Genomic DNA, 23,942 nt, shown 5'->3' with positions numbered 1-23,942 from the left:
TTATTTTCCTACGGCCGGTTTACAAGTTCCCTTGCTTCCCGAATTGCCGATGCCACCCGATTCTCTCCTCGCTTCAAATGTGTTTTCAATACTGTATGTTCGTGGGAACCTTCTTGAAGTTGTTCGAATTCCCCCGCAGGAGCTAAGTCGGGCAATGCCGGAACATTTAAAGCAGGGTCATGCCGATACTTGCCCATTCTGGAAAAGTTAATCGGAATGAGTATTCTTGCTAACTTTCTTAATTTTGCGTTGGCTCTTTGAACTTCAGAAGCTGTTGCGGGCAATTCCCTTAATCGTTCCATTCCTTTGTAAAACATAAGCAATTCTTGCTCTAGATTGTCGGCTTCCTGCATCGATAGGCCAAAATCAAAATGCTTCCCTGCCTGTCTTTGATAAAACTGAAGTGTGTCTTTAAATTCTTTCGCAGTAGCTGCAAAATTAAATGGATGAATGGAGGAATTGACTGCTCTTAATACTCCGACTAGATAAACTTTGATGTCTTTCGTTAAGATATCCAAATCAGCTACATGCATCAGATCTTGCTCCGTATGCCACTCGATGTTGCCTCCACATCCGCCTACCGAATAATAGCCCTTTTTTTGCAATGCTACTTCCGGGATAGTCGATGAAAGCATAAAATAAGAAGTAACGCCGATATTGTTAAATGAATAGTCTCCTGTGCGAAGCGGCCTCGAGCCTTTGCTTTTTTGGCCAACAGCATCTTTGATGACTTCTTTGCAAAAATCTTCCGCTTCACTGGTCCATGTCATGCACTCATAGGATGTCGCCCACCTGCATCCAGGCGATTTGCAATTGATTTGTGCAATGCAGTTTTGTTCAATCTCAAGTCCAAATTGGTCCGCAAACCATGTCGAGCCCCCATAGCTGCCAGTTGAGTGCCCAGTCCAAATAGCCACACGGATGCTTCGCTTTAGCTTGTCTTTATTTTTTTGAAAGATCCGGATCATTTCCAGCAGCGCTGCATTGCCCGTTGCATTATCTCCTATCCCTTCATGCCAGGAATCCAAATGGCCATGGAGCAGGACGTATTTATCAGGCTCTTCTGTACCTTCGATAAAAGCGTCAACTATTGGACATGCTTTCCAACCTTGCTCAAGATGTGTCTGGCAATCAGCTGTCACATTACCTTTCGCAACCCATTCTTTTAATTCCTCTCCATCGGATTTGTTGACAGCCAGCACGGCTATGGGTGGTTCGGTATTATAGTTGTCTAGATCAGGGGCTCCCCAGATTGGCGTGCATATCCCTTCATGAATCGTTTCTCCCGGATTAATGAAAACAAGGGCCCTTGCCCCTAAAACGGTGAGCTGTTGAACCTTTTCAGGTGTAGGATATCCTTCAGTCAGGACGATTTTCTTTGAAATATTTTGTTCTTCTTCGACCACGAAATCTGTGGCCACATAACTCAGTTCGCCTGACACGGTTTGATGGCCGGTAATTGCAGAAAAAGCAGGCGTCTTAGCGTTAAATTTTTTCGCAAATGGAGAAGTGGTTTTTAAGTACGCTCTTTTCGGGATACTTACATACAGTTCCGGTTCGTGCACTTTATAAGTGACCTGCCATTCTTCTAAATAGCTGATTAAAAAGTCGACAGCAAGTTTCTCGTCTACACTGCCTGATTCTCTGATTAGCGTAAGAAATTTGTTTAAGACAGTTCCTGGCACATTTAGATTAATTTCATCCAGGAAAAGCTTTTCTTGTTCTTTTAATAAGGCGGGCATCCTGTTCTACCTCCTTTACTTCTATAAAATATGCAAAAACTATGCCAAAGTATTTTCTGGGAAATAAGGGCTTCCAAAGCTGTTCATGAATGCTTTATGGTTTAAATTAGGTTTGTTAGGTTTTCTTAGGTTGTTCTGAACTTAAGCACTCCCTGTGAAAGACCTGTTTAGGCCAAAACAAAAGACCCGTGCAAAATGATTTGCACTGGTCTTTTATGATTCAAGATTATACTTTCAAAGTAGGTTCCAGCATTTTTAATAATGCTTCTCCAGTTTCAGAGATTTTACTTCCTTTCCCTTTAACTCCACAGTAGATTAACCCATGGTCACGCAGTATCGCCATTCGTCTCCGCACTTTTTGCTCCGTAAGATTATAGCCTTCGGTCATCACGTTCTCGACAACTTTTCCTCTGCCGATGTTTTTCATCTGTTTTTTTGCTTGGCTTAAACTCGATAAAATTACATAGAACTCTTTTAAATCCCCTTCTTTTTGCAGCGTGGCCAATAAATCATTCTCTTGCCGTTCGTCTTTCTCCATCTTTTCTCTAAATTGCTCCGGCAGGTCGTTTAACGTTATGCAATTATCGTCCATGACCGCTGTCATATATTGCACGACTCCTATCAACTCCCGCACATTGCCCGGCCAATCGTAGTCGAGCAATTCTTTTATCACTGCAGGAGAAATTTCTGGAGTTGCTGTTGAATTATTTTCAATGAAATAATGGAGCAAATCGAGAATGTCTTCTTTTCGCTCTCTCAAAGGAGGGACACGAATCGGCAGAACAAACAGCCGATAATAAAGATCTTCCCGGAACTTCCCTTCTTTCACCAATTGCTTGAGGTCTTTATTTGTTGCCGCAATTACCCTGACATTAACAGGTATTAAATTCCTTCCACCTACGCGCATCACTTGTTTTTCCTGCAGCACCCGCAGCAATAAAGTCTGTATGTGTAGAGGAGCATCTCCAATTTCATCCAAAAAGATTGTCCCGTTATGGGCGATTTCGAAAAGCCCTTGTTTCCCGCCTTTTTTTGCGCCAGTGAATGTTCCATCTTCATAACCAAAAAGTTCACTTTCGGCTAATGATTGAGGCAAGCCAGCGAAATTCACCGGAATCAGTGGGCCATCACCCCGCGCTGATAAATCATGGATGGAATGCGCAAATAATTCCTTGCCTGTTCCATTTTCTCCGAGAATCATAACTGTATGATCCGTTTTCGCTATTTTCTCGACTACATTCATTATTTCTTTGATTTTTCTGCTGCTTCCCAATATGTCTTTGCTTGTATATCTTGAAGAAAAGCCGATTTTCTGCATATCCTTCCGAATGCTTTTCTCTAAATACTGGATTCTGGTAACGTCTTGAAATGCCGTCAGTTCCCCGATTTTTCTATTATTGACAATGATTTCGCTTTTATTTACCACCAATTTTTTCTCATTGACATTTACTATTGCTGTTTCTTTAAGGTCCTTACTCTTTTTATTTTCAATAAAAAGCCTTGGAAACAGTAATGGTGCATTTTTTCCAAGGATCGATTCCGGATTCGAATAATTTAGAATATCTTTTGCTGCTTTATTTATTTTAAGAATATGGCCATGGTCATCTGTCGCTATTAAGCCATCATGAACGGTATTAAAAATCGCTTCCAATTGGTGATTCAAGTTCTTCACGATATCCAATGAAGAAGATAGCTTCTGGCTTAATGAGATAATTTCTTTTACATAGCGAGTCGATTGCGAATTCACTTTTTCGCTATCTAAACCTAGTCTTATTGAAACTTCTATAATAGTGGAAAAGTCCAGGGGACGAATGCCAATATCAATGATATTTTTTATATAAGGGGGAACAAGTTCAATGACTGAGGGCACAATAGCAGTATCTATTCCATCTATTTTTTGATTGGAGCCTGGATAATAGGGGTGCATATTGAATTCAAACCCTAGGCTTTTCAACAAATCTATGATTTCATCCGTATTTTCCAGCAAATTATTCACCACAATGCATTCGGAATCAGAAGGCAATTTAACCAAGTCTTCAAGCTTCGAAATATCCAGTCCTCGTCTTGAAACGATTGTTTTTTCAGCAGGAAATTTTTGAGTGTCCATCAATTTTTCTGACGAAAGCAGTATGAGGTCGCTGTCGCGGCAGTTTTCCTCGTTCAAGGAAACAATCTGCAAATCATCGTCTTTAAAATACTCGGTCAATTGCTGGTGAAAAACTTCAAACGTTTGTCTAGATTTAGTGACTAATAATAATTTAGGTCGTTTCAAAGCTATCTCCTCCTTCCGTCCGTAATTCACTGAATATTTTAAACTATACGACGTTTATAGTCAACGTAACGCTGGTATACCTGGATTTACATAATTAAAAACTTATTTTTTTATCTTAATAAAAAACGCGGCCATTAAAAGGCTCTTGAAAGAAACCCTTTAAGACCACGTTTTTTAATTAGGGCTTACTTTGATGACGATTTTTCCAAAGTGTCGCCTTTTTTCCAAAGCAATCTGGGCTTCTGCAATTTCATCCAACGGATAGACCGAATGAATGCTCGGCTTTAATTTCCCTTTCCAAACCAATTCCGTCACTTGTAAGAAATCTTCCCAATTTCCTAAAGGCGCTCCCAGTATTTTTCTATGCCATTGATAAATCTCACGAATACTGAGATCCGGATTGTCCCCACCTGTGGCACCTGAAAGAACCAGTTTGCCATTCATCTCCAATGTATTGAGGCTCCGCCTCATTGTAGGAGCGCCAACCGAGTCAAAAACGATGCTGACTCCTCTTCCATCTGTCCATTTCATGACATCCGCTTGCCAATCACCGGTAGAGTCAAACACTTCGTCTGCACCTTTTTCAATTACTTTCCTGCGTTTCTCTTCTGTACTGGCAATTCCAATGACAGTTGCCCCGGCAGCTTTCGCAATTTCGACTTGCGCCGATCCCAGTCCACCGGACGCTCCTACTACCAATACACGGTCGGAAGGTTTGACACCGGCTACTGTCATCACTCCTCTCCAAGCAGTCGTGTAGGCTACTGGCACCGCTGCCGCAAGTTCTGAAGAGATATGATCAGGGACTTTCATAATATTCCGGGCAGGAGCTGCTACATATTCTGCCAGACCACCCCAACTATGCTCTCCCAATATGGTGTAATTCGGGCACATGCTCGGTTCTCCCATTCGGCACCATCGGCATTCATTGCAGCCAATCGCAGGATTGATCACTACTCGATCGCCTATTTCGGGCAATTCTCTATGCATTGGTTTGTCCTTGCCGTATTTAACGATACGCCCAACGATATCTACTCCTGACACATGGGGCAGATGGATGGGATGGACGCCAGGTCCTTTCAAGCCTTCCCTTACAAAAACATCTAAATGATTCAAGGCAGTTGCTTCTACTTTTATCAAAACTTCCCCTTGGTTCGGCACTGGCGGTGGTACGTTTTCAATAGAAAGTTTTTCAGGACCGCCATGTTCTCGTATAACAACTGCTCGCATTGTTGCTGGGACTTCACTTTCTTTGCTAAAACTCTCGGATTGATTGGGAGTCATTCTGTCACCTCCTCCAAGTTTAAAATTTATATAATTTGAACTAAAGAATTAACCTTTTTCACACCGCTTCGCCGCTCGATGAGCTTTCTATAAAAGAGTGAATCATCTATATCTCTCTTTAATTATTATTTACTTAGATATGGAGCAAAACAGCGGAGGAAAACATACTGCTCCTGCATCGCTTCGCTGCTTCGTCGCAAAGACATTAGCCTCGCAGGCTTCGGCTAATGTCTTGCCTGCGGGATAGCGAGACAGCCGAGACCCCGCAAGGCGCGAGGAGGCTTGGCGCTCGCCCGCGGCAAGCGTAGCTGTTTTGCGGAATATCGGCAAGTATAAAATATTAGTTTAACTTATACAGTTTAAAGACCTGAAGCTAAAACTTTTCTTCTGCAAATGAGTTTCTGCCAACATAATTTTTGATCAATATAGCCAGCACTTTTGTCGTTTGAACCAAGTCGTCGATATCCATAAATTCATCGTAGCCATGCAAGTTGTTATCGTTTGTTCCAGGACCAAAATTGATTGCCGGAATTCCGTTTTGGATAAACCACCGGGAATCCGATTGGCCCAGCATACCAACAACCGGCAAACTCTTTCCGTTTACCTCTTTATTGGCCTCTTGAATTTGGTTGATCAATGGGGAATCTTCACTTGTTACGGTAGGATCTGTTTCAAAACTTGAAATTCGAGTCACTTTCGCTTTCAGTTCCGGATCTTCATTTTGAAGTTTCTCAATGATTGCCAGTACTCTATTATAAATTTCATCCAAAGTATGTTCAGGAATGACCCGGAAATCCACTTCTATTTGACAAGTTCCAGGAACCACGTTTATCTTGGTTCCGCCTTCAATAACACCAATGTTCACTGTGGTATGCCTCATACCAGTGATGGAAGAAAGTTCTTTCTCAAGGTTTTGTTGGAGCTTTTCCAACTCTAGAATGATTTTCGCCATTTTCTCTATCGCATTTTTGCCTTTCCATTTGAATGCTGCGTGTGCCGGGATGCCTTCTGTTTCAATTTTCAATTGCAGCACCCCGGCCATTGCCCGGACGATTTGATTGCTGTATCCTTCCACAACGACCATGTCTCCTTCAATCAGTTTATTATTTGTTACATACCCGGCTCCCAAAGCACCTCCTGTTTCTTCATCGCAAGTTGCTACAATCGATATTTTTCCATTAAAAGGAATATTTGATTTTTTCAGTGCCAATGCCGCCATCGTGTATGCCGCCAATCGACCTTTAGAATCTGTGGCACCTCTCCCATACAATTTTCCTTCAACAATTTCTCCGGAAAATGGCGGATAGGTCCAATAAGACGGATCTCCTGCTGGCACAGTGTCCAAATGCGCGTTAAACAATATATGGGGCCCTTCCTGTTTCCCTTCAATCGTGGCTATAATATTCTTTCTTGGTGTTTGTAAGCCTGAATTTTTCACTTCTTCCTCCGGCACTTCAATGACCTCTACTTTAAATCCCCATTGCGTTAACCTATCTTTTAGAAATTGACTAATTTCTACATAATTGCCTGCCGGGTTTTCAGAAGGAATTTGAACCATTTGCTGTAAAAACTCGACAAGTTCCGATTTTAAGTTTTCAACAGTTTGCACTACACCGTTTTCCATAAAATCCCTCACTTTATGTTATTAATAATATTAAGTTATATCTTTGAAGAAAGGCCGCAGCGATTCTTGGGGCACAGGTTTTGTAAACAAACTAACGGTTACGTATAAAATACTGCTGACAATTACACCAGGAATAACTTCATTCACTCCAAACGGGCTGCCTGCGATATACCAGGACAATGCTGTAGTAAAACCACCCACCATGGAAACAATAGCGCCAGCTGCTGTCCCGCGCTTCCAGTTCAATCCAAAAAGTACTGTAGCAAAAAAGAAGCTGGCCGAAAGCGATGCTTGCAAAATAACAATAAATTGAACCAAATCAATTTGCCTTAAAGCTAAAAATACAGGAATAATTCCCAGGACCAATACCGCTAATCTGTTCACCCGCAATAATTCTTTTTCAGATGCATGCGGCTTGAGCATGGTTGCATAAAAATCATGGGAAATGGCAGAAGCCGATACGATCATAATTCCCGACACCGTACTCATAATAGCTGAGATAATGGCTAAAATGATTAACGAACCGACAATCGGCGGTAAAATATTGATGGCCATTATTGTAGAAGCTATATCTGGAGTGCTCATATACGGGTACATTGCCCGAATAGTCATTCCCGCAATTGTAACTGACACCGCAATAATTGCTTGAAACACCATCGAAACACCGACTGCCAGTCTTACCGTTTTAGGGCTGCGCAACGTATACATTCTTGCCAGCTCATACGGAGCCACACATATTGATAAACCGAATGCCGCTCCAAACCCAAGCAAATCGATAAAGCCATAATGCCATGTCAGCATATTAGGGCTGAATGTACCTAAAAAGTCACCGACAAATTCAGTTCCTCCCGCTTGGATGAGCAAAATAGGAATGGCAGCAAAAAAGCAGCCTGCCATGACGATCGCTTGAACAAAATCACTATAAGCTGTCGCTCTCATACCGCCAAACATCGTGTAAATTAATGTTACACCAATTGTAATGAACACCCCCCAAAAGAACGGAAGCCCGAATACGGTTTGGAAAACATTCCCTCCGGCTTGATATTGTGCAGTCAAATAAATGGTGTATGCTGTAACAATCAAAAGAGCCGAAATTCCACGAGCCGTTTTGCTGTTATATCGTTTCCCCACATAATCCGGTACGGTCTTCCCTTTAAACGCCTGAAATTTAGGGCCGACGACTGTAGCTGCAATCAGCCATCCTGTCCACATGCCAAGCCAAATCCATATATAGCTGGAACCGGTTAGATAATGGATCCCTAAAGTTCCCACAAATGTACCCGCACTCATCTGGGTAGCTGCAAATGCGGCTCCACCAACAACCGGACCGATCGATCGGCCAGCTACCAAAAAATCTTCCGTATCTTTATTTTTTCGGAAAGAGATATAGCCAATCCCAAGAATTACAATGAAATAAATGACCAAAACGACATAAAATGTTGTACTGACATCAAACATTGCCATCCCTCATTTCCCTTTTATTCTTCGCTCCGAATTGCCCAAATGAAATATCCCCCTATAAAAAGGACTGCATATACCAAAAAGAATGCAAATGGTAGCCCAAAATCAAGCATTGACTGACCCCCCTGTCTTTTTAGCCGGCTTAAACAGGCTATATGCCATAGCTCCAATAAAGCCTAAAATAATCACTAAGCCAAATAGCGTCCATAAGTTAATTGGATTTATAAATCCTGGAGGAGCAGAACTTATTTCCAAATTGACGAAATTCGGAACATTCATCATGTACTCTTCTAAAGTTCCTGTTTCTCCCACATCAATTATCGGAAAGGAGCTTTGCAAATATTGGCCTTCCGGAATCGTTACCCGCAGTAAAACATCGTTCCCATTGCCATCTGTACTCGCAGCAGGTATGACTATTGGAATCCGGTTTTCTGATCCTGTATAGGAGTAAGAAATATTGTAACTAAATCCATCCCCAGCTCCTTCCGGAAGGGTTACAATCACCTTATTTATAATTTCATCTTCAACCACTTCGAAATCCAACTCTTCTCCGTCCGCTGTAATCGTTAAGTCGGAAGTAGAACCTAAATTGGTAAATACATGCTCGACAGTGCCATCTGGAAAACCTGCCAAGTTTGTAAGTGTGAGTTGCTCAGTTACGTCACTTCCCTCTGAACCGACAGTAACTTCAATAATGCCTTTTTCCAATATTGGCGGTGCTTCAGCCGCGAATGCAGGTATAGTAAAAGCACTTAAAAACAGCAAGGTCATTGCTATTATTTTCTTCATTCCGTTCCTCCCCTTACTGATTCGATTGATGAACATTGTTTAGTGGATAATCTACGCATTTTCCGTCTCTTCCCTGGAAGTTCCACTGCCCTTTTCCTCTAGTTTTCCTAAAGAAAGAGCAATCCGTATGGTGAACATCAACAAACACGAAAACCAAATCCATTGAAAATGGCCAGTCCACTCAAAGATTAAACCGTATACATAACCAGATATTGCGGAAGCACTTTGGCCAACTGTATTGATGATGCTAATTACTGCTCCTTCGCTTTCTTTTATCAGTTCTGACGCAATCGTCAACATCGGAGCCATCGCCCAGGAAATCCCTGCTCCTATCAAAACAGCAGCAAAGTAAATCCCTGAATCTTTGAATGCCAATAACCAAACTGAACTGACAGCCATCATGATGGAACCGGCAATTAATGTCGTTCTCCTTTCCCCCATCCAATCGGATACTTTTCCCGATACTGGTCCCATAATAATTTGACTGATCATCGTAACTGCCATGATCCCACCTACTTGATTCTTGGAAAATCCGCCAAGCGTTTCCAAGTAAGTCGGCAACCACGTTATAAACCCATGAAGGCCAAAAAGACCGAAAAATGAAATGCCGACCAATCTCAGAACAATTGGCTTTTTTATTAATTCAATAAGGCTCAAACGTTTTAAGCGGGATCCCTCACTTTGCTTTTCCGCCTCAACTTCTTTCTTGTTATATGCAGGCAAAAACAGGAACGAGATCAAAAGCACAAGCAGCAGAAATGATAAAAAAATAAACAAAATCCGAAAATCAACATACAAAGACAAAATCGGCAACACGGTTAAGGTCATTAACATCCCGAGCCCTGCTCCGCCTTCCATGATCCCGATGCTAACGCCTCTTTTATCACTTGGAGTAAAAGTGGACACCAGTTTTATTCCCGGTGAAAATAACATCGCCGAAGATAGGCCCATAATGAACCTAAGAACAAGCGCTAGCCAAAACACCTCAAGAACCGCAAATAGCAGAGACGCTGCAAACATCACAGAGACACCGATAAAGATAAGCAGTTTCGGTGAGTAACGGTCCGCTAGCATGCCTGCAGGAATTTGAAAAAGAGCATATCCAAGTAAAAAGGCTGAAGCAAGTCCTCCCACTTCCGCATATCCAACATCATAGACATCTCTTAAGTCTACAAGGAACGGAACAATATCCATCCTTTGCGTGAAAGCTGAAAAATGCACCATGCTGACAAAAACGACAACCACCCATTGATAGGTCTTCATCTGTTCAATGCTCTTCCATCAAATGCGTGAAAGTATCCGGTACGCCAAACCCCGGGAGATTAGTTGGTTTATAACTGGTTTTTTTAACATCTGAAGCAAATGGGTCATCCGTCAGGTAATGAGGTCCAACAAGCTCTTGGGCATATTTGTTAGAAAAGACCATGGAAAGATGCCCTCCTGCATGAGTGCCAAGCTGTGTATCCCAAGGACTGATTAATACGCAATCGATTCCCGCTGCTTCTGCTATATGAGCAATTTTCAAAGCATTCGTGATGCCAGCACACTTGATCAGCTTTATGCCAAAAAGATCGACAGCCCTTTTTTTACTTAACTCCATTGCTTGATGAATGGAATGAATACTTTCATCAGCCATAATCGGGATAGTTGAGTATTTCCGCACCTCAGCAAGGCCATCGGTATTCCAGTAAGGAACCGGCTGCTCCATGTATTCAATTGCAAGGTCTTGAATTTCTTCTAATACGGTTAATGTTTCTTTTACGGTATAACCTTGATTTGCATCTACCCGGATCTGCACATCCTCTCCTACAGATTGACGGATATTTTTAATCGTTTTAATATCCTTTTCAGGATTCAGACCCACTTTTACTTTGATCGTCCGAAATCCTTCCTTGGCTTTTTGCTGGGCCATCCTTTCCATTTGTTCAGGAACGTCTTCCCCTAAAGCATAGGCGACAGGAACGGATTTCTGTTCACCGCCTAACAATTGATAAACAGGGGCATTCAGTTTTTTGCCTTTCAAATCCCACAGCGCCATATCGACAGCAGATTTCGCTCCAGTCGCCGGATATAACACCGCATTCATTTTTTGATGGATTTTTTCAACTGAAAACACATTTTCTCCGATGATTGCAGGACCAAGTTCCCTTTCAATTGCCAGTTTCATCATTTGAGCGCTTTCGCCTGTGAAAAAAGGAAGCGGGGACGCTTCACCCATCCCTATCGCCCCATCCTCATCAGTAATTCTGACTATGATATGGGACTGGCTGGTCGGCATAGCCCCATAGCTTGTCCGAAACTTCACATTGAAAGGGGTTGTGATCAGCTTTACTTCAACTTTCTTAATCAGCATCTCATCACTGCTTTCTGCATAAATACTAAGATCCTTCCGGCTATCCCCTAGACTATTTGCTGAAGCACTTGTTCCACAGCCTGACTTGCCTTCTTTAAAGCAAAATTCACTTCATTTCTGCTCCGAAGCAAAGAGGTATACAGGAACTGAAACTCATTTGAATCCTTTTCTGCTTGAAGCAATTGATCCAATTCAGCAAGTTTCGGAATAACTGGTTGTTTAAGTGCAAAATCGTGATCAAAAATGTTTCCTTTTACATAATTTAAAGGGACCAGAATTCGGGAAAGTTCCATTATGGTTTCATTTGCCCACGAAATGCGTTCTTTGTCTTCGCTCTCCAATCCTGCTATTGCGTGCTGGAATTTTTCAGTGGACTGCTTCAGCTGCTGTGCCCGTTCAACAGCAACAGACAAATCGAATCTCCCTTGTGCTTTCTGATGCCACTCTGTTAATCCCTCTTCAATCTCCTTTACGCCTTCCAATATGTTGACTGGAATTAACGGATTGGTTAAAGCCCGATAAACCAGTATCAAATAAATTTCACAATCCCGTTTTAAGAAGTCTGGATCGATTTTATCGATTGTATCTTCAGTCGTATGCCACCACCAGCCAAAGCCGCCTGCTTTTCCTCCGCCGAATAAGTTCTTAAAAGCTGCAGCCGCCGGTTCATCAGAAGGCACTTGTTCAGATAGCCCCATGAAAATTGAAGGTGTACCGGTTCCCCAAAATGATTGATCGCCTGCACGCCCAAACCGGGAACCTTCATATTCTTCTCCAGTTAATGTCCCGATCACTTCTTTTGCAAAACCTTGCGTTTCCTTCATGCAATTCGCTTCCGTTAAAACAACGGCATCCTTTGCGCCTACCGAATCCACATTGACATGAAGAACACAGTTTTCATGCAGCTCTTCCCAATGAGTGTCGCAATACCAGGCCGAGCCTGCATATCGCCCGTGAGAATGCCCGGACCAAAATGCCAGCCGGAGTGTGCGCTTCAATTTTTCTGGATGCTGGGAAAGAATTCTGGCTACTTCTAACATCACTGCATTGGCAGTCCCATTGTCCATAACTCCGTAATGCCAGGAATCAATATGGCCACTGAACATGACGAATTTTTCCGGATCTTCACTTCCTTTGATTTCGGCTGTTAAGGTCGGAATAGAACGGAAACCGGTATCTACTTCTGTTGAAATTCTGCATTCACTTCTTTTATCCTGAATCTCTTTTCGGATAGACTGTCCATTCTCAAAATTTACGGAAACCACTGGAGTATTTGGCAAATAGGGAACAGTTTTTGGAACTGGCGTACCCCAAACGGGAGACACAATCATTTCATGCGTATATCTGGCATTCACAAAAAGTACGGCAGCTACACCATATGAAGCTGCTTTTTGAACGCCTGCTGGAGTTGCTAACCCATCGATCAGAGCAACTTTTCCTTTAACGTTATTGGACTGATAAGCTTCCTCTGAACCATTGCCTAGATCAACAATTTCAGCTACTAAGTCTTTGACGGGTTTCGACATGGCATGTGTGATACAGTCAAATTCCTTACCGTTAATATGAAGCGAAGCGCTCAACGGAATTGAGATGTAAGCATCGCTGAACAACAATTCCGTTTGCAGTCCAAAACTTTCCAACTGGCTTTTTGCATATTCAAATGCTCTTAGTTCTTCTTCAGATCCTGAAAGTCGAACTTCTTTCGCAATTTCTTTTGTAAACTCCATGAGGCCTTTTTTTGAAACATCTGCCCGCAGTTCATTTTCAAATGCCGATAGTTTTTCTGTTGTCTGCAAAATAAATCCTCCTTTAATAAGTTTCTTTTGTTATCAGTGCCATCCTTATCCTTGAAGTAAACTTTTCCTCCTTTCATTAAATTCCTTACTACACATATTGCAATTCTTATGCCAAATTCCGCCTAATTTTAAAAGTTCTCAAACTTTCAAGCTTAATTACCGGCATTGCTATCTTTGAAGCTGCTAAACTTCTTCTTTTGAAAGCTTCCACTCTTTGCTAAAGAAGAAGATAAGCCGATTTCTCTATTTTTTTCTTACCTTAGGGTTTCTTAGGCTATGCGTTATTATCCTAAAATCTTAGAAGCCACACCTCAATGAGAAGTAAAAAAGCTTCACTTTCTTCAATGTTGACTGAAGAAAGTGAAGCTCTTTTATTTCAATTTATTCCTTTAGACTGCAAGTCACCTTTCCCCTTTTGTGAACTCTATTCATTCTTCTTGCCAACAATTTCAAGCTATTAAAGGAAGCGAGTTCCAAACCATATAAAAAGCCCGCCCTGCAAAATGCAGGACGGACATTTTTCGATTAGATAAACAAGCTGAGAAGCAGAACAACTCCAAGACCTACAAGAGAAGTGGTCAATAGAAGAAGACCCCAAGTTCTAAATGTCTCTTTGATCGACAAGTTGAAGTACTCTTTGAACAGCCAGAACGACGCATCGTTCACGTGAGTGATCGTGTTACTTCCTGCAGCAGTTGCAAGCACCATCAACACTGGGTTAACGTCAAATGTATCTATCATCGGACCTACAATACCCGCAGCGGTAATAGCTGATACAACGCCTGTACCGGTAGCAATACGCAGGATGGCTGTAATAACCCAAGCCATGATCAATGGTGAAACGCTTGTGTTCTGCATCATCGTCGCGATGTAATCGCCAACACCAGAATCCAAAATGATTTGTTTGAAGGCACCACCGGCACCGACAATCAAGATGATCATGGCGATGCTTGAGATTGCCCCTGAGAACGAATCCATGACTTCATGCATTTTGCGTCCACGGCGAAGGCCAAAGACATAAATAGCGACCAATACAGCAAGAAGCATTGAAATTTCGGCACTGCCGAAGAAGTTGACGATATCGTGGATCAGAGTTCCTTCTTCAATAAAATAGTTGATGATTGTAGCACTTGTGATGATAATAGCTGGCAATAATGGCACTAAAATACTGATAGCAAAGCCAGGCATTTCATCGTCCGCAAATTCTTTCGGTTTTTTCAAAAGAGGCGGAACCGGTTTATCCAGATTGCGCAGCAATCTTGGCAAAATTACTCCTGCCGCAATAACTGCAGGCACAAATACTACTACTCCAAGTATGTAAACCATACCCATGTCCGCACCGTACGCAGCGACAAGTGCGGTTGGGCCTGGCTGTGGCGGGAACAAACTGTGCGCCATTGTAGCAGCGGCAACCATAGTCATCCCAAGGCGCATATACGAAACTTTTGCTTCAATGGCAATACTGATGACAAGCGGGGCTAAAATAATGAAAGCCACTTCATAGAATACGGAAATCCCGAAGATACCGCCGACGATTAGAATCGCCCATTCAATGTTTTTTACACCGAATTTTTTCAATAAGGTTGAAGCTACACGTTGCGCAGCTCCTGAGTCGACCATCAATTTACCAAGAACAGCACCCAGACCGATAATAAGCGCCAAGCTTCCGAGTGTGCCGCCGAAACCGGCTTTGATCGATTCAATAACAGCCGGCAATCTTAAACCGTTTAAAATCCCGACAAAAATTGCAGAAATCAGTAACGCAAGAAAACTGTTCAGTTTCACTTTCATATTCAAGAACAACAGCAAGGCTACGCCTAGTGCTACCGAGATAATCGGCAGCGAATCAATAATCCAATCCATTCCTTTTTCCACCTATTCTTTAACCAAAAAACCCATTTCCAAGCACGTTAACAAGAACTTCTCTTTATTAAACTAGGATGCAAGCGATGTATGGCAGTTCTGGCTGTTTTGTTTTTTGAGTTAATCTGTGCCAGCAGCAATTCAGTGGCTTTGTTGGCCATTTCAATTGTCGGCTGTGTCACCACCGTCAGCGGCGGTGAGTAAAAGCTGGCGAAAGATACTTCATCGATGCCGATGACAGCGACGTCTTTGGGAATCTTCAATTGATGGTCTTTCATGTATTTCAGCACTTCAATTAGTACAATATCGTTTCCGGCAAGTATGGCTTCAGGCGGTTCCTGTAACGCGAACAACTCTTTCAATACTCCTTGGATCTGTTCGGCATCCGCTGTCCGGATGTATTCCGGCCGCACCGGAAGACCATGTTCTTCGAGCGCCAGTTTATAGCCTTCAATACGTTCGACACGCGGGCTTGTGTTGCGGATAATCGATGTTGTAATAATGGAAATCTGGTTGTAATCGCTTTCAACAAAAGCATCAACCGCCAGTTTCGCAGCTTGGTGGTTATCAAGCATGACGGTATCAATTTCTAACCCGTCAATTTTCCGGTCCATGAAAACGACCGGAAAATTCCGCTGTTTCATTTGTTCATAGAGGTCAAGATTGCCGCCGGTCGGAAAAATGATGAGCCCGTCGACTTGTTTCGCCAACAGCATCTCGATGTAATTCCGTTCTTTTTCCGGCTCATCATCAGCGTTGCAGATGATGATGTGGAAGCCGTTGTCATTGAAATTATTTTCAATGGCACGCAGGATCTGCGTTGAAAACGAATGAAGAATATTGGCGACAATGACCCCTACCGTATACGTCGATTTCTGCTTCAAGCTTCTCGCAATAATATTCGGGTGGTAGTTGAGCTCTTCAATTGCCGCTTCAATTCTTTGGCGCGTGCTCTCACTCATGTACTCATAGCGTTTATTCAAAAATTGGGAGACGGTGCTTTTCGAAACTTTCGCTTGTTCAGCTACTTGGGCTATGGTTACATTTCTCGCCATAAGCCTAGACTCCTGAATAAGCCATAAAGCCGCCGTCAACCGCTAATGTTGTACCGGTGACAAAGGAAGAATACGATTCATCCACCAGGAACAGGAGCGCTCCAAGCAAATCTTCAGGCTGACCGAATTTCTTCATTGGTGTAGCAGCAAGGATTTTTTGTGATCGTGCAGTCAGATTGCCGTCCTGGTCCACCAGCAAATCTTTGTTCTGGGTAGTCTTGAAAAAGCCAGGTGCAATGGCGTTGACGCGTAAACCGGTTTCAGCGAAATGAACCGCCATCCACATTGTGAAATTATTGATCGATGCTTTCGCAGCGCTGTAAGCTGGAATTTTCGTCAAAGGTGCATACGAACTCATCGATGATAAATTGACGATGGCCGGCGCTTCACTTTTCAGCAATTCTTTGCCGAACACTTGGCATGCCAAGAATGTACCCGTGAAATTCAGGGAAAATACATTGGTAAAACCGCTTTCTTCCAAATCGAAGAAAGATTTCCCTTCGGCTTGTTCATCATGAAGTTCAGGTCCGGTAATGGCATCCGAGTGGTTCCCGCCTGCGCCGTTGATCAAAATATCAATTTTGCCAAACTCTTTCAGCACAGCTTCTTTCGCTTTTTCCAAGTCATTGCGATTCAAAACATCTGCTTGGATGGCCAACGCAGCTCCTCCGGCTTCCGTGATTTCTTTAGCAACCATTTCGCCTTTTTCAGCTGTCCGGTTGATAACGGCCACTTTGATGCCTTGGCGTGCGAGTTCACGCGCCATTTCCGAACATAATACACCGCTTCCTCCAGTAATGACCGCTACACGGCCTTGAAGATTTTCATGAATTGGAATCATTTTGCACCTTCCATTCTTTTGGTTTCGTAAGCATCCCATAAACCAAGCAAATACATAATACCGAGTGCCCGGTCGTATAAGCCGTAACCTGGACGGCATACTTCACCCCAGATATGGCGGCCATGATCCGGTCGGACATACCCTGTGTAATCCTGCTCATGCAGCACTTTAACAATACCTTTAATATCGATCGACCCATCTTGTGTGTAATGGGACGTTTCCGTGAAATCACCGTTGTCGTAAACCTTCACGTTGCGGATATGTGAAAAAGGTGCGCGGTTTGCGTATTTCTTCGCAATTTCAACCATATTATTGTTCGGGCTTGCTCCCATGGAACCTGTGCACATGGTGAAAGCATTAGATGGTGAATCCGATATTTCAATCAGTTTTTCATAACTTTCTGCGCCTGTGATGATGCGTGGCAGACCGAAGATTGAGAACGGCGGATCATCTGGATGAATGGCCATTTTAATGCCGGCTTCTTCTGCAACCGGAAGGATTTCTTTTAAGAAGAACGCTAAGTTCTCCCAAAGCTTCGCTTCGTCGATTTCTTTATAGGCATCAAACAATTCCGTGATGCGGTCCAGCTTTTCCGGTTCCCAGCCTGGCAGCGTCAAATCGGATGCTTCGCTGACTTCCCGTATGAGTTCTTTTGGTTCGATGCTGTCCACTTTCGCTTTTTCGAAGAATAATGCTGTTGAACCGTCTTCCAGCGGGTGGAACATCTCCGTGCGTGTCCAGTCGAAAATCGGCATGAAATTATAGCAAATCACTTTAACGCCGAATTCCGCTAAGTTGCGGATTGATTGTTTGTAGTTTTCGATGTACTGGCCGCGTTCTGCATTGCCCAATTTAATGGACTCATGGACGTTGACGCTTTCTACTACATCTATATGGAAGCCGTGGGATTCAATGTATTCCACTTCAGCTTTGATGTCTTCTTTTTCCCAGACTGCTCCTGCGGGTTTGTCATGAAGTGCCCAGACAATCCCTTTTACGCCCGGAATCTGTTTGATATGTTCTAAAGTTACGGTGTCGTTGCCTCTGCCGTACCAGCGAAATGTCATGTTCATCGTTGCCACTCCTTTTACTGCGCGCTTTGCTGCATGTATTTTTGACTCAATTCTACAGCCGCTTCAAATCCGCCTGCTGCATATGCTTTGTTCAGATCGCTGCCGATTCCGACTGCGACTGCTCCTGCTGAAAGCCAGTCCTGGATGTTGTTTAAGTTGATGCCGCCTGTCGGCATGATCCGCACATGCGGAAGCGGTCCATTGACCGATTTAATAAAGGAAGGTTCGAAATTGTTCGCCGGGAATAATTTGATGATATCGCTCCCGGATTCCAAAGCTTTAACCATTTCACGGATGGTCATGCAGCCCGGCAAATACGGAATGCCGTAACGGTTGCAGACAGTCGCGATTTCTTCGTTGAAATGCGGGCTGACCACAAACTTCGCTCCTGCTAAAATTGCGTGTCGTGCTGTTTCCGGATCAAGTACCGATCCTGCCCCAAGCAAAACGTCTTCTTCAGCCAAAGCTTCAAAAACTTTCTGTACTTGAGGAGTTGTATAAGTCAATTCAATGGCTGGAATGCCGCCTTGCACTGCCGCTTTTGACAATGTGATTGCTTCTTCTGCACTGCTGCCGCGGATGACTGCGACCACTTTCGTTTCTGTCAACCGGGATAGGATAGCGTGTTTCAACATATCGGGATTCCTCCTTTATTTAACGTTCAATGATTTTTTCTTTACTGATTAAAGCCTTTACTTCCTGCAGGTACGGAAGCCCTTCGTTATCTCCTGATACGGTTGTTACAAGCGCACCCACACCGTTTGCGAATTCAAGCGTATCTTCAGGCGAGTAGCCGTGGAGCATAGCGTAGATATAGCCGGCATCAAAGCCGTCTCCCGCTCCGACGGTATCGATTGGCGAGACTTTGAATGCTTCTTTCGTGTACCATGTCTGATCCTGATAAAGCCTTGCTCCGTTGCCGCCGTCTTTGATGACAAGCTGCCCAATATTGAAGTCAATCGCGCATTGCTCCAGCGCTGCTTCAGAAGCATCACCGATAATCATTTCGATTTCATCCAGCCCGGTCAATAAAATATCGACATACGGGAAGATTTCCAAATATGCGGCTTTTGCTTGTTCAAGCGTCCACAGCTTCAATCGGATATTCGGATCGAATGATACTTTGATTTCTTTTTCATTCGCAATTTCCAGCACTCGTTTGACAATGGCCAGGTTTTTCGGATCGATTGCCAGGAAAACGCCGGTCAAGTGAATCAAATCGATTTCTTCGAACATCGCTTCTGTAATATCTTCCGGTTCCAGCGTTAAAATTGGCGACTGGTAACGGTAATAAAACGTTTTTCCAGATCCATCTTCACGGATTTCTTTGAAATTCAATGATGTCGGATAGTTTTCGACAAACTCGACATTCGCCATATCGACGCCTTCGCCGCGTGCAAAATTGTAAATGACACGGCCAAATTCATCTCCGCCTAAACGGCTCGTCCATTTGGTATGCAATCCTAAACGGGCGCATCCGATGGCAAAGTTCAATTCTGCTCCGCCTACTTTGCGGGTAAAAGCAGAAACATACCGCAACGGTCCAGTCTCAGAGGGATTGAACGTGATCAGCGCATCACCCAATGTAAAAACACTAAAAGTCTTCGACAACTCAATTACCCCTCTCACACACTTTATATTTAAATTGAAATTTGATAAATCGGTTTAGTAAATCGGTTTAGTAGAATTATATGTGAAAGTGCTTTCAAAATCAAGCACTCTTAAAATATTGAGAAAAATGAGTAATATGAAACAGAAGCACAGAAAGGGGAAGAATAAGCTGTTACATGCGTTTTTGATAGAAAAAAGAAGGCATAAAATTTTCTAGTTTCATTAGAAAATTCCATGCCTTCATAAGCAGCCGTTCTTATTTTTGTTGTCTTGGTCTGATCAATATTTCGTTTACATCCACATAGTCCGGCTGTTCAACTGCATAGCCGATGGCGCGGGCAATGTCTTCCGCTTCCAAAAACTTCATCGGACTTCCGCTTGCGAATCCGTCGAGAATATCTTGATCGGTAATTGTATCAGACAGTTCAGTTGCGACTGCGCCCGGCGAGACGATTGTCGCTCTGATGTTCATCGCCGGGCTCAATTCCTGGCGCAGCCCTTCGGTAATGGCGCGAACCGCAAATTTTGTCCCGCTGTACACCGCGCTGCCTGGTGTAATATCATGTCCTGCAACCGAAGAAATATTGATGATATGCCCTTCTTCGCGCTCTTCCATATGCGGCAGCACAGCAGCGATGCCATACAGTACGCCTTTGATGTTGACGTCGACCATCCGGTCCCATTCTTCGATTTTCAGTTTGTTCATATAAGACAGCGGCATCAAGCCTGCATTATTGACCATCACGTCAATTTGGCCAAATTGTTCAATGGCTGCTTCCCCTAACGCTTTCATGTCTTCAGCTGAAGTGACATCCGTTACTTTGTATGCAGCCTGACCGCCTGCTTGTTCAATTTCGTTTTTCAATTCAACCAGACGTTCTTCGCGCCGTGCCGCCAGCAAAACAGCAAATCCTCTTGATGCTAATTCTTTTGCCGTCGCTTGCCCGATTCCACTGCTCGCTCCTGTAATAATTGCTGATTTCGTTGTTGCCATTATGTGTACCGCTCCATTTCTGCTCGAATCATTAGTTGTATTGCCTTCTAAAACTTTAAACTTGTTGCTACGGGCTGTAAACTGTCATTTAATTAAATGCCCTGCATTTGATTTTCAGTGTGCGTGAGGCTTTATCTGCGCTTAGTATAATTTATCTGCGCTCCAGAAAGTTTATCTGCGTTCAAATCGATTTATCGGCGTTCAGCATGATTTTATCTGCGCTCAAAATCGTTTATCTGCGTTCACCGTCCATTCACCTGAAAACCGCTCCCTAGACTTAGTTCTGAATGAGATGCCAATCAGAAATTTATTTACTATTAATTCGGCTGCTGCCTCGGCCGGATCAACACCTCGTTAACGTCGACATGCGGCGGCTGATCGACTGCGTAGACGATAGCGCGGGCAATGTCTATTGACTGCAGCGGTTCTACGCCGCTTCTACTTTTAAAGTTGGTCAGAACATCTTCGTCCGTAATCGTATTTCTTAATTCCGTTGCTACCGCTCCCGGGGAAATAATCGTCGCCCGGATTTCGTGGGAAGGATCGATTTCTTTGCGCAGTCCTTCCGTGATGGCACGTACCGCAAACTTTGTTCCGCTATAGACAGCACTTCCCGGTGAAACGACATGCCCCGCCACAGATGCGACATTGATAATATGCCCTTTTTTTCGTTCTTCCATATAAGGAAGAACCGCCGCAATGCCGTAAAGCACGCCTTTGATATTGACATCAATCATTCTATCCCATTCGTCGACTTTCAGTTTATTCAAATAAGACAATGGCATCAAGCCGGCATTGTTGACCAGGACATCTATTTGGCCGAACTGGGCAAGCGTGGCATCGGCCAGCGACTGCATTTCAATTCTTGAACTGACATCGGTCACTTGATATTCCGCCCGTCCGCCAGCTTTTTCGATTTCATTTTTCAGTTCCACCAGCCGGTCTTCCCTTCTTGCCGCCAGCATGACCGCAAATCCCTTAGCTGCCATTTCTTTTGCCGTGGCTTGGCCAATCCCGCTGCTTGCACCTGTAATGATGGCTGTTTTCATGTTTTCCACGTCCCATTCATCTCCATTTCTGTTTTATGAACAAAAATCCGCTGCATAAGCTAAAAAGATGATTTATTCCGTTTCTTACTCTACCCGTAAATTCCATGCATCAAAACGCTGCTCTTGTATCAAAATCTTTGACCCCGTCCCAATGGGAGTGTTACGCTTTTGCCAATACATTCCATTCAGAAAATGAAGGAGGAATTGCCGTGATCCCATCTAAGCAACGAGAAATTCATTTGGCCAACCGTCCGGAAGGTTTGCCATCAAAAGAAGATTTTGAGTTTGTGGAACTGGATATGCCGTCACCGGAAGAAAATCAGGTGCTGGTGCGGACATTGTATTTATCCGTTGACCCTTATATGCGCGGGCGCATGCGGGATACCAAATCGTATATTGCACCTTTTCCATTAAATAAAGCCCTTATCGGCGGAGCGGTTGCCGAAGTAGTGGAATCCCGGTCCGAACTTTTCAAACCAGGAGATGTCGTAACCGGCTACATGAAATGGGCAGAGTACAGTGTGGTGAAAGGGGAGAAAATCCGTAAAGTCGATACTTCCATCGCCCCTGTCACTGCATATCTCGGGATTCTTGGAATGACCGGACTGACCGCTTATTTCGGTTTGCTCGATATCGGCAAGCCGCAGGCCGGCGAAACGGTCGTCGTGTCCGGCGCAGCAGGTGCCGTCGGTTCGGCTGTTGGCCAGATTGCCAAAATCAAAGGAACCAAAGTAGTGGGCATCGCAGGCTCAGATGAAAAAATCGATTTCCTGATAAATGAACTGGGCTTCGACCATGCCGTCAACTACAAAAAAGACAGCTTCCAGGATAACTTAAAAGCGGCTTTGCCTGATGGCGTCGATGTTTACTTTGACAATGTCGGCGGTGAGGTATCAGATGCCGTCATCAACTTGCTGAATAAGAATGCGCGGATCCCGTTATGCGGCGCCATTTCTTCCTATAATAAAGAAGAAGATATCGGTCCGCGCATCCAGCCAGCACTGATCAAAACAAGTTCGTTGATCCAAGGCTATACAGTCGGCAATTATGCAGCGGAATTTGAAAAAGGCTCTGCTGACATGGCCAAGTGGCTGCAGGAAGGCAAATTGAAATTTGAAGAAACGATTGTCGAAGGCTTTGACAACACGCCGGACGCCTTTATCGGGCTTTTTGAAGGCGCCAATATCGGCAAAATGCTGGTGAAAGTGGCTGATCCTGAATTTTACTGATTCAAGCAGCGAAAACCAAATTCTCCAAAACAAAAAACGCTCACTGGATTCAAAATCCGATGAGTGTTTTTCTTGTTATTACCAAACCATTTTCTGGCGCCGTTTGTACATCTTATCTTCTTTGAAATTGTTTTCGCCTTCTTTGCCGATCCCCAAATAATGCTCCCGGATTTCTTCATTTGCCAAAAGGTTTTCCACTGCACCTTCCATGACCACACGGCCACCTTCCATGATGTAGCCGTAATCGGCAATCGATAAAGCTACCGCGGCATTTTGTTCTACAACCAAAATGGACATGCCTTCTTCCTGGTTAATCTTTTTGATGTTCTTGAAAATCTCCTCCACTAACAACGGTGCGATTCCAAGGGAAGGCTCATCCAGCAGCAGCAGTTTCGGCTTCGCCATGATGCCTCGGCCAATTGCCAGCATTTGCTGTTCGCCACCTGACAGAAAACCCGCTTTACGGCTTTGAAGCGCTTTTAATTTGGGGAAGTATTCATAGATCTTCTCAATATCCCCTTTTATGTTTTTGCGGTCTTTCCGAGTATAGGCGCCGGCCATCAGATTTTCTTCAACCGTTAAATCTTTAAAGACGCGCCGGCCTTCTATGCACTGAAAAATTCCGCTTTTCACAATGGCATCCGGGGCCATTCCGGTGATTTTTTGTCCTTTAAATTCAATCGTCCCGTCCGTGATCAGTCCATCTTCTCCAGCAAGCAGCCCTGAAATCGACTTTAATGTCGTTGATTTGCCGGCGCCGTTGCTGCCAAGCAGCGCTACAATTTTTCCTTCCGGCACTTCGAGGGAAACCCCTTTAAGCGCAAGAATCATCTTGGAATAAACAGCTTCTATATTATTTACCCGAAGCATCCAAATCCCCCTTCCTTTAATGAAAACAGATAAGGA

Annotated in this window: 19 protein-coding genes; 1 reads left to right on the top strand and 18 read right to left on the bottom strand. The window is 43.7% G+C overall.

Going from position 1 to position 23,942, the window contains the following annotated elements:
- Window positions 1–8: 8 nt before the first annotated feature.
- From QWY16_RS03195 to QWY16_RS03115, 17 genes are all read right to left on the bottom strand, one after another.
- A complete protein-coding gene (locus tag QWY16_RS03195) occupies window positions 9–1,742 on the bottom strand; it encodes a M28 family peptidase (protein WP_300991412.1) in 1,734 nt (577 codons plus the stop codon).
- Window positions 1,743–1,968: 226 nt separating this feature from the next.
- On the bottom strand, window positions 1,969–4,014 hold the full coding sequence (locus tag QWY16_RS03190; protein ID WP_300991411.1) for a sigma-54 interaction domain-containing protein: 2,046 nt from the start codon (window positions 4,012–4,014) through the stop codon (window positions 1,969–1,971).
- 174 nt (window positions 4,015–4,188) lie between these two features.
- The gene (locus QWY16_RS03185) at window positions 4,189–5,298 is read right to left on the bottom strand and encodes a zinc-binding dehydrogenase (protein WP_300991410.1); all 1,110 of its coding nucleotides are present in this window, start codon (window positions 5,296–5,298) and stop codon (window positions 4,189–4,191) included.
- A 373-nt stretch (window positions 5,299–5,671) separates the two neighbouring features.
- Complete coding sequence (locus tag QWY16_RS03180; protein ID WP_300991409.1) at window positions 5,672–6,922, bottom strand: M20 family metallopeptidase; 1,251 nt, start codon at window positions 6,920–6,922, stop codon at window positions 5,672–5,674.
- A gap of 30 nt (window positions 6,923–6,952) precedes the next feature.
- Window positions 6,953–8,380, bottom strand: coding sequence for a sodium:solute symporter family transporter (locus QWY16_RS03175; protein WP_300991408.1), 1,428 nt, complete (start codon window positions 8,378–8,380; stop codon window positions 6,953–6,955).
- A gap of 108 nt (window positions 8,381–8,488) precedes the next feature.
- Entirely contained in the window at window positions 8,489–9,172 is a 684-nt protein-coding gene (locus QWY16_RS03170; RefSeq protein WP_300991407.1) for a hypothetical protein, read from the bottom strand.
- A gap of 51 nt (window positions 9,173–9,223) precedes the next feature.
- The gene (locus QWY16_RS03165; protein ID WP_300991406.1) at window positions 9,224–10,435 is read right to left on the bottom strand and encodes an MFS transporter; all 1,212 of its coding nucleotides are present in this window, start codon (window positions 10,433–10,435) and stop codon (window positions 9,224–9,226) included.
- A gap of 4 nt (window positions 10,436–10,439) precedes the next feature.
- On the bottom strand, window positions 10,440–11,525 hold the full coding sequence (locus QWY16_RS03160; protein ID WP_300991405.1) for a mandelate racemase/muconate lactonizing enzyme family protein: 1,086 nt from the start codon (window positions 11,523–11,525) through the stop codon (window positions 10,440–10,442).
- Between the two features lie 47 nt (window positions 11,526–11,572).
- Window positions 11,573–13,321 carry a M28 family metallopeptidase gene (locus QWY16_RS03155; protein WP_300991404.1) on the bottom strand — a complete coding sequence of 583 codons (1,749 nt, stop codon included), beginning with the start codon at window positions 13,319–13,321 and terminating at the stop codon, window positions 11,573–11,575.
- Between the two features lie 525 nt (window positions 13,322–13,846).
- Window positions 13,847–15,184 (bottom strand): gluconate:H+ symporter, encoded by a 1,338-nt coding sequence (locus QWY16_RS03150; protein WP_300991403.1) that lies wholly within the window; start codon window positions 15,182–15,184, stop codon window positions 13,847–13,849.
- A 47-nt stretch (window positions 15,185–15,231) separates the two neighbouring features.
- Entirely contained in the window at window positions 15,232–16,239 is a 1,008-nt protein-coding gene (locus tag QWY16_RS03145; RefSeq protein ID WP_300991402.1) for a LacI family DNA-binding transcriptional regulator, read from the bottom strand.
- Between the two features lie 4 nt (window positions 16,240–16,243).
- Window positions 16,244–17,080, bottom strand: a complete 837-nt coding sequence (locus QWY16_RS03140; RefSeq protein ID WP_300991401.1) for an SDR family oxidoreductase — start codon at window positions 17,078–17,080, stop codon at window positions 16,244–16,246.
- A complete protein-coding gene (uxuA, locus tag QWY16_RS03135) occupies window positions 17,077–18,153 on the bottom strand; it encodes a mannonate dehydratase (RefSeq protein ID WP_300991400.1) in 1,077 nt (358 codons plus the stop codon). The genes QWY16_RS03140 and uxuA overlap by 4 nt, the downstream gene beginning before the upstream one ends.
- Window positions 18,154–18,167: 14 nt before the next feature.
- A complete protein-coding gene (locus QWY16_RS03130; RefSeq protein WP_300991399.1) occupies window positions 18,168–18,788 on the bottom strand; it encodes a bifunctional 2-keto-4-hydroxyglutarate aldolase/2-keto-3-deoxy-6-phosphogluconate aldolase in 621 nt (206 codons plus the stop codon).
- 19 nt (window positions 18,789–18,807) lie between these two features.
- Complete coding sequence (locus QWY16_RS03125) at window positions 18,808–19,764, bottom strand: sugar kinase (protein WP_300991397.1); 957 nt, start codon at window positions 19,762–19,764, stop codon at window positions 18,808–18,810.
- 256 nt (window positions 19,765–20,020) lie between these two features.
- A complete protein-coding gene (locus QWY16_RS03120; protein WP_300991396.1) occupies window positions 20,021–20,758 on the bottom strand; it encodes an SDR family oxidoreductase in 738 nt (245 codons plus the stop codon).
- A 317-nt stretch (window positions 20,759–21,075) separates the two neighbouring features.
- The gene (locus tag QWY16_RS03115) at window positions 21,076–21,807 is read right to left on the bottom strand and encodes an SDR family oxidoreductase (protein WP_300993257.1); all 732 of its coding nucleotides are present in this window, start codon (window positions 21,805–21,807) and stop codon (window positions 21,076–21,078) included.
- Window positions 21,808–22,019: 212 nt separating this feature from the next.
- Here QWY16_RS03115 and QWY16_RS03110 point away from each other — a divergent pair, with 212 nt between their 5' ends.
- Complete coding sequence (locus QWY16_RS03110) at window positions 22,020–23,036, top strand: NADP-dependent oxidoreductase (protein WP_300993255.1); 1,017 nt, start codon at window positions 22,020–22,022, stop codon at window positions 23,034–23,036.
- Window positions 23,037–23,114: 78 nt separating this feature from the next.
- Here the strand turns inward: QWY16_RS03110 and QWY16_RS03105 are convergent, their stop codons facing one another.
- The gene (locus QWY16_RS03105) at window positions 23,115–23,906 is read right to left on the bottom strand and encodes an ABC transporter ATP-binding protein (protein ID WP_300991395.1); all 792 of its coding nucleotides are present in this window, start codon (window positions 23,904–23,906) and stop codon (window positions 23,115–23,117) included.
- Between the last annotated feature and the right edge of the window lie 36 nt (window positions 23,907–23,942).

It is taken from the genome of Planococcus shenhongbingii, from assembly GCF_030413635.1.
GTDB classification, from domain to species: domain Bacteria; phylum Bacillota; class Bacilli; order Bacillales_A; family Planococcaceae; genus Planococcus; species Planococcus shenhongbingii.
This window is presented reverse-complemented; position numbering and strand designations above follow the sequence as displayed.